The 7,589-nt window shown below is 64.3% G+C and carries 7 protein-coding genes; 3 read left to right on the top strand and 4 right to left on the bottom strand.

What is annotated here, in order from left to right; translation table 11 throughout:
- Positions 1-335: 335 nt before the first annotated feature.
- Positions 336-644, bottom strand: coding sequence for a hypothetical protein (locus V2S85_RS26580; RefSeq protein ID WP_330705795.1), 309 nt, complete (start codon positions 642-644; stop codon positions 336-338).
- A gap of 166 nt (positions 645-810) precedes the next feature.
- Between V2S85_RS26580 and V2S85_RS26585 the strand changes: the two genes are divergently transcribed.
- Complete coding sequence (locus V2S85_RS26585; protein WP_330705796.1) at positions 811-1,326, top strand: SOS response-associated peptidase; 516 nt, start codon at positions 811-813, stop codon at positions 1,324-1,326.
- Positions 1,327-1,446: 120 nt separating this feature from the next.
- Here V2S85_RS26585 and V2S85_RS26590 read toward each other — a convergent pair whose 3' ends face one another.
- From V2S85_RS26590 to V2S85_RS26600, 3 genes are all read right to left on the bottom strand, one after another.
- Positions 1,447-1,674, bottom strand: coding sequence for a hypothetical protein (locus tag V2S85_RS26590; protein WP_330705797.1), 228 nt, complete (start codon positions 1,672-1,674; stop codon positions 1,447-1,449).
- 437 nt (positions 1,675-2,111) lie between these two features.
- Entirely contained in the window at positions 2,112-3,398 is a 1,287-nt protein-coding gene (locus V2S85_RS26595; protein WP_330705798.1) for a hypothetical protein, read from the bottom strand.
- A gap of 16 nt (positions 3,399-3,414) precedes the next feature.
- Positions 3,415-5,763: a TonB-dependent receptor gene (locus tag V2S85_RS26600; protein ID WP_330705799.1), complete on the bottom strand. Its 2,349-nt coding sequence runs from the start codon at positions 5,761-5,763 to the stop codon at positions 3,415-3,417.
- Positions 5,764-5,960: 197 nt separating this feature from the next.
- Between V2S85_RS26600 and V2S85_RS26605 the strand changes: the two genes are divergently transcribed.
- On the top strand, positions 5,961-6,665 hold the full coding sequence (locus V2S85_RS26605) for a GntR family transcriptional regulator (RefSeq protein ID WP_330705800.1): 705 nt from the start codon (positions 5,961-5,963) through the stop codon (positions 6,663-6,665).
- 2 nt (positions 6,666-6,667) lie between these two features.
- The coding region (locus tag V2S85_RS26610) for a serine hydrolase (protein WP_330705801.1) at positions 6,668-7,589 on the top strand (922 nt) is incomplete at its 3' end.

Raw genomic sequence — 7,589 nt, forward strand, 5'->3', positions numbered from 1 at the left:
GTGCGCGCAATGATCTCCACCCGATCCTTCACTTAGCCTCCTTCTGGAGTCCAGAAAGAGACTCCTTACCGGAGGTCCATCAGCGCCGAGCCAAAATGCCGCAACACGCCCGAGGCCGTACGCTTACTCCCAACGTGAGCATCGCCTCGTCGGAAAGGGGTTGGGTCATGGGAGCGGACCTTTCGCGAATCATCATCGCACCCTTATATATGTTCCATTTTTGTTCTAAAATCCCCTTCATGCGGCAGATGCTCGCCCGTGCCTTCGCCAGGCGGCGTCCGCCGCGCTGTCAGTCGGGCTCGAAATACACGCGCGGGCCGGTTTGGCTCGAATGTTCAAGACGTGGAAGGCCAGAAGAGATTTCCATGCCGATCGTCGGTATGAACGCTCGCAACCACCATCCGCGATCCGATCAGGTCACGGCGCAGTTGCCAGGCATCGAGCGGGTAGGCAGCGAGGCATGACGCCGCATTGTGGAAAACCTGAACGGCAGGATCCTGCGGGCTCAGGATACGGCGACCTTCGCTTCGAGGTGACGCGGCAGGCGAGAGGTCCGGGAAAATATGAGGTAGATCACGGTCATGACTATCCCGCTCATGGGCAATGCAATTTTTGCCACACAAGGTCAGACCGAAGTCGTCCATGACCCAGCTCTGCCACCACGACCGCTCCCGCTGCGCTCAGCGTAAGCATCGCGGGTGACAGCGCATCTCCCCGTCTCACATTCTGTCGCGCTTCCGCGCGCTCTCCTGTTGCGAGGAGAGATAGGCGCACAGTGACAACCTCGCCGTCCGGCGGCATCATCCAGACATGTGCAACCTCTATCGCATGACCGCGAAGGAAGCCGAGGCAGCGGAACTGTTCGGCGCAGCCTTCACGCCCGGTGCCCACTACGGCGCCGAGGTCTGGGCAGGCTATCCCGGCCTCGTCGCGGTCGGGGGCAAACTGCGCGCGATGTCCTGGGGCTTCCCGTGCCATGCCTTCAGCAAGAAGACCGGCAAGCCGCTCAAGGCCTCGCCGGTCAACAATGCCCGTGACGACAAGCTGCGGGTCTACCCGATCTGGAGGGACAGCTTTCGCGAGAGGCGTTGCCTGATCCCGATCACGAAGTGGTGCGAACCCGAGGGCGAGGATCGGCGCAACACCCGCACCTGGTACTCGCTGCCGGACACAGAGGTATTCGCCGTCGCCGGGATCTGGCGGCCGACCGACGAATGGGGCGATGCCTACGCGATGGTCATGGTCGATGGCTGCGAGCAGATGTCCGATGTCCACGACCGCATGCCGACTGTCCTAAGGGGCGAGGGCTGGGCACGATGGACCTAGGGCACGCCTGAAGAAGCCTTCGCGCTCCTTCGCACGTGGGATGGGCCGCTGACGGTCGATCGGACCGACGAGCCCTGGTTCAAGGCGAAGGCGGCGACCGGCAAGCCTGCGTCAGCGAACCTACTGCTTTGAAGGGATCACCAGGCGGCCCTTCAGGTTCGGCCAGATGCTACCTTCGCCCGCCACTTCGCCAAGGATCGTGTCGATCATCAGGTTGAAGAACTCCAGCAAACCCGCTTCGTCTTCGGGCCATTTGCCGAAGTCCGCACCCTGCAGGGCAGCGATCACGTCTTCCTCATCGGCTTGACGAAGTCGTTCGATGTCACTGAGTGCGATCTTCCAATCCATGATCATCTCCAAGGCCGCGCGAGACCGTGGGCCACACGGTACTCACCGGCGTCCAGATCCCCAACGCCGATATGTCCCAATCGTTGGGTGCAGCTTCCATGCCTGCCCCCGCTGATGACTCACATCTATAGCTGGCGAGTGGCGCCTGGCCGGGTAGGACCGGTTTCAGGTAATAGGCCCGCCTCGAGCTATGACCTGAGATTGGGGCGGGTAGCACCAATTTCATCCATCGACCCATTGCAAGCTCCCAGCATCCGATTTTGATCCCCAGCTGCTGACGGTCTGCTATCCCGACACGTATCGACCACGTCCAGTTATTCGCGACCCCGTATGCAAGCGACTGCTTCGGTCACCGGGAAAAGACCAGCCCTGAGAGCATTCGCGATAAGGGCGGATGAGCTGTCTCGTTGTCGCAGGATCTGAACGCTTCGCGCGCCTCAAATCGCCTTGGCTAGGAACTGTTGGAATGCCATCGCGGTCGCGAGAACGTTGCGTGGGGAGACACATCGGCCGTCGTCTTCTGCGACATGGTGATAGCGATGTGTTCCAAAGACCCCGGCCACGGTTCCATATCCCGCGGCGATGACCTCGCTCAGTTCTCCTGCGGACAGGACATCGCTGGTGTAGGGCGCTTCCAGGCCGGCCAGACCTATGAAAGTCGTGCGGGCGAGGGGCAGAAGGGAGCGGCTGACGGACAGGTAGCGCTGGGGATCGACGCTGGGAAGGGGGCGGCCAGTCCCCTCATGCCAGTCCTGCGCCGCGACGTTGGCACCCAGGTGCAGCCACAGCTTCGTCACGGCGGGTTTGGGCGCCAGAGCCTTCAGCGATTCCAGCGCGCCCAGGTTCTCGTATTCGTGGCCGCTATTGCAGATGAATGCCAGATTGTAGTCCCTGATCGCCACGCTCGCCCAGCGTGCCAGCCAGAGCCAGGCGGCGACGCCGGGGCCCCGCTCGCCCGCGCAGGCGTACCAGCCTGATCGGGGTGTGGAGACGGCCAGCCACTGCGACTTGCCGCGATCGATGCGGCCGATGAAATTGAACGTGGGGCGATGTCCGCCAGTGCCGTCGAGGAACAGCGTCGCATCCGCGTCCGCTCGTGCCGCGTCCAGGAAGCCGCGCGCGTTCTCCGGAGCGATCAGGGCGACCGGCCCGGCGAACATGGGCTTGCGACCATCGGCGTTGAGGGCGATCACCTTGCCGGTAGGGCCGTTGGTGATGGCGACCACGGCCACGGCTCCGGCGGCGAAGGCAGCCTTGATGGGGGTGCTCACCGGCCTGGCAAGCGCGGTGGACAGGCGGCCGAACGGCAGGTCGACGAGCGCGATCGCCCCGTCGAGGGCGGCGGACCGTCGCCCCTCGGAATCCACGCGTACCAGGCGACCCGTGATGCCTCCGGCGCCGGTCGGGATCACGATCGGCTGCGGCCATACCGTCGCCTTCACCGCGCCGCAGACAAGTTCGCTCCGTTGTGCTTCGAAGAAGGGAACCGACAGGCTCTGCCGCTCGATTGCGAAGCCGAGCCCTTCCAGTTCGGACGCCAGCCACTCGCCACAGGCGATGTCGCCGCGTCCGCCTGCGTGCTTGTTGCCGAAGCCGATATATCGCTCCAGATCCGCAGCGACCCTGCTCTCCGGCGAGGAGTTTGCTGCGGCCGGTGCCGTACCCGCAACCAGGGGAAGGGCGGCGCTCGCCGCGATGAAGGTTCGTCTGCTCGTCTCGTGCATCATGCCTGTCCTTCGATCACCAGCGGTAGCTGACGCTGCCGCCGAACGTGCGCGGCTTGTTGTAGCGGACCGAAAGCGGATAGCCGGCCTGCTGGAACTTGAGGACCTCGACCTGCTGGTCGGTGAGGTTACGCACGAACAGCGCAACCTGGACTTTGCCGACATCGACGCCCGCGCGTGCATTAAAGTTGTCGAAGTCGGACATGGGGATATAGGGCGTCGCGATCGTCACCGTGTCCTGGCCGCCGCCGCGCTGGCCCGAATAGCTCAGGTTGACGAAGCCCTTGGCGACATCGGTGATCGGCTGCCTGAAATCGACGCTGGCCGACATCGTCCAGTCGGGGATCTGGGCGACCGTCGAACCCTGGACCGGCAGGCCCGAGACGCCGGTGGGAACGTCGTGAAAGCGCGCGCGCTGGTTGGCCGCGTTGAGGCCGATCGAAAGCTTGCCAGTCCCGACGGCGAAACGCCCGTCGAGGGCGACCTCGAAACCGCGTGCATGAATTGTACCGCCGTTGACGTTGAAAATCTGCTGCGCGGCGCCGCAGGCATTGGTGACGGTGCATCCGTCGTTGATGCTGGTGATGGCATCGGTGGTCCGCGACAGATAGGCAGAGGCTCGCACGAACACGGTGTCCAGGATGCTCGACTTCACGCCGGTCTCGTAACTCACCGTGTTTTCATTGCCGTATGTGTCGACGAAGGGATTGGGCGCGGCGTCGTTGAACGTGCCATTGTTGACGGCACCCGCCCGGTAGCCGGTTCCGACTTTGGCATAGAGGAGCGTGGCGGAGGCGTCCGGCGTCTTGTAGCTGGCCGTGAATGTCCAGGTCGGCTGGTCCGCCTTGAACGAGAAGGCCGTCGGTGTGCCCACGACCCGGTTCGTGTAAAGCGAATAGACGGTCAGCGCCGAGCGCTTGTAGTCGTGCGTGAAACGGCCTTCGCCCGACAGGGTGAAGGGCCCCAGCGCATATTGCAGCGAGGCATAGGCGGCGAAGGAATTGACGCGCTGGCGGGTGTTGTTGTCGGTGCCGAATGCGTTGGGGAAGGGCGTGGGGCAGTTGGTCGAAGTCGGGAGCGGCTTGACACATACGGGCTCGGTCGGGGTGCCGGTGCACAGGCTGCTGCCCAACCGGAACAGGCAGGGCGAGGTCGCCGCCGTCCGGCGATAGGTATCGCGCTGCACTAGGCCTTCGGCACCGACCAGCCATGTCAGACGCCCGCCGGCGGCCTCGCCGGCCAGATGCAGGTCCTGGTAGAACGTGCGATCCTTCACGTCGGTCGTGGTCTGGCCGAAAGGATAGATGCCGAGCTGTCCGGACTGCTGCAATGCGATCTCGGTCGCGAGGTCGACGGCGGCGGCGAATTGCTGTCTGGAGCGCCAGCGCGTTCCCATCGTCGTCGAGGTCAGCCGGGCCCAGCCCAGGTCGTAGTCGGCCAGCAGCATCACGCGCTGGACTTTTTGCTGAAGGCCGTCCTGGCCGCTGTGCGGGATGGTGAAGCGCGACTGCGTGAACCCTTGTGGCAACTGGGCGTTCACCCCGCCGCCCGGGACCACGAGGCTGTTGACGAAGCTCGGCAGGTCGAGGTCCTGCGCATCGAGCAGCAGGGTGGCGTCGAGGGGTCCAGAACGATAGCGGATCTGCCCGCGCGCGGTCCAGCCGCTGGTCCGGTCGTAGTACTTGCGGTTGGTGGGGTCATAGTAGAACCCCTTGGACTGGCCATAAGTCTCCGCCCCGATCCGCACCGCGATATCGTCGCTCAGGCGTTGGTTGACAACGGCCGCCAGCCGATTCTGGTTCGATTCCGCGGTGAAAGTGTCGCGGACATAGCCGGAGTTCTCGAATCGGGGTTTGGCCAGGACGATGTTGACGACGCCGAATTCCGAATTGCGTCCATAGAGGCCGCCCTGCGGGCCTTGGAGTACTTCCACTCGTTCCAGGTCGAAATAGTCGAGCGTCTTGAAATTGCGGCCGCCCAGCGTGCTGCTGCCGACATAGGCGCCGTTGACGAACAGCCCCACGCCCGAATCCGCACTGGTCGCGCGCTGCGTGCCCGATCCGCGGATCGAGAGTTCAGCGAGGTTTTCGGAGGCGACATCGTTGAACCGGATGCCGGGCGTCGTGTTCAGCAGGTCTGCGGTGCCGACGACCGGGCCCTTGGCTTCCAGCTGTTCGGCCGTGACCGCCGCGATGGTGCCGGGCACATCCTTGATGCTTTCCTCCCGCCGCCGCGCGGTGACGGTGATGTCGTTGCTGTTGCCGCCTTGGGACTGCTGCGCCGCGTCGGTCTCGACGGTTTGCGCATAGGCCGGCGTGCCTGCCAGCAGCGCCAGGCCTGCGGTCGTGACGAGCAAATTCCCCATTGCACCCCATTCCATCACATTCACTACCAAATCAGTTGACTAAAGGTGTAATCCGCATATCGCCTGACAATGTCAAATTTATTGTACGACAATTTTTGATTGTTGCCCGGACAATCGAACTTGCAGCGCGCCGGGTCCGGCCATAGATTCAGGCGGCCGATGAAGGGCGCCGATACCTGTCGCAGAAAGATATTTGCTTGAAGATCAACGCCGTCCAGTCTGACCCGGTGCCCACCGCCGTCCATGTCGCCGAGGCCTTGCGCCTGCGCATCCAGCGCAGCGAGATCGCGCCGGGCGAGTGGATCCGCGAAGCGAAGCTGTGCGGCGAGTTCGGCATAGGTCGTTCGGTCGCGCGCCGCGCGCTGCGCACGCTCGCGGATGACGGACTGATCGAACTGGAGGAAAATCGCGGGGCACGGGTCTCGGAAACCACGGTCGAGGAAGTCTTCGACCTCTACGAAGTGCGGGCGGCGCTTTACGGACTGGCCGCCCGTTTCGCCTGCTTGCGGGCCTCGGACGCCGCGATTGAACAGATGCTGGTCAAGATCGACCGGCTCCTCCTGGCGGCCGACCAGGGCGCCGCCGCCGAAGAAATCATGGACATCAGCGAAGCGATCTTCACCGACATGACCGTCAACGCCAGCATCGACGCCCAGCGCATGATCGAAGCCATCCGCCGCAAGACGCGCTGGCACTTTTCCTACGTGGCCCTGGCGATCAACGCGAACGGCAACGGCCCTTACATCTTCTGGCATCACATCCGCGCCGCGCTGGTCGCGCGCGATGCCGAAAAGGCGGCTCAAGGGGCACGCGGGCTCATCAATTTCATGCAGGACGCGGTATCGCGCATCCTGCTTGCCCGCGGGGTCGGTCGAACTTCGGTTTCCTTGGCGAGAAAATGACGATGATCGTGCGCACCATGGCCAAAGGTCTGCTTGTGGCCGGCCTGCTTTGCGGGGCCCACCTTCTGCACGCCCAGGCACCTCGACCGGGTTCCGCCGGCGGGGCGCAGGAAATCCCGCCCGGGCCGATGCGCGATCTCGTCGATTACGTGCAAGGGCAGCGCACCACCGGCTTCCTCGTCATCCAGGACGACCACGTCGTCGTCGAGCGGAACTGGGCCGCACCGGCTGCGGACAAGATCTTTGCCTCCTTCGCCTACGAACGCTCCGGGGACGGGGCCCTGCTGGAAGACGTCGCCTCGGCACAGAAAAGCTTCGTGTCGGTGCTGGTCGCGATCGCCATCGACAAGGGGCTTATCGATGTCGAAAAGCCCGTCTCCGCCTATCTGGGTCAGGGATGGTCCAAAGCGTCGCCCGGGCAGGAATCGGGCATCCGCGTGCTCGACGTCCTCACCATGAGTTCGGGACTGGACGAGCGGTTCGCCTATGCCGCGCCCGCAGGAACACGGTTCTTCTACAATACCCCCGTCTATGCCGTCACGAAGCGGATACTGGCGGCGGCATCCGGCCGGCCGATCGAGGCCATTACCCGGGACTGGCTGACGGAGCCGGCGGGCATGAGGGACACCGCATGGCGGCAGCGCCCGCTGGCGCTTGCCGGCGTGGGCAATGCCACCGGTCTCGTCACCTCGCCGCGCGATATCGCGGCGTTCGGTACGATGATCCTCAAGGGCGGCATCGGCGCCGAGGGCAGGCGGGTGGTGTCGCAGGCGGGGCTCAAGGCGATGCTGACGCCCTCGGCGGCCAATCCGGCCTACGGGCGGTTGTGGTGGCTGAACGGGAGCGCTTATACGGTCCGCGCTTCAGGCCGGAACGAGGGGCCACTGGTCTCCGCGGCGCCGGCCGACATGGTCGCTGCCCTAG

Source organism: Novosphingobium resinovorum (assembly GCF_036352595.1).
GTDB classification, from domain to species: Bacteria; Pseudomonadota; Alphaproteobacteria; order Sphingomonadales; family Sphingomonadaceae; genus Novosphingobium; species Novosphingobium resinovorum_B.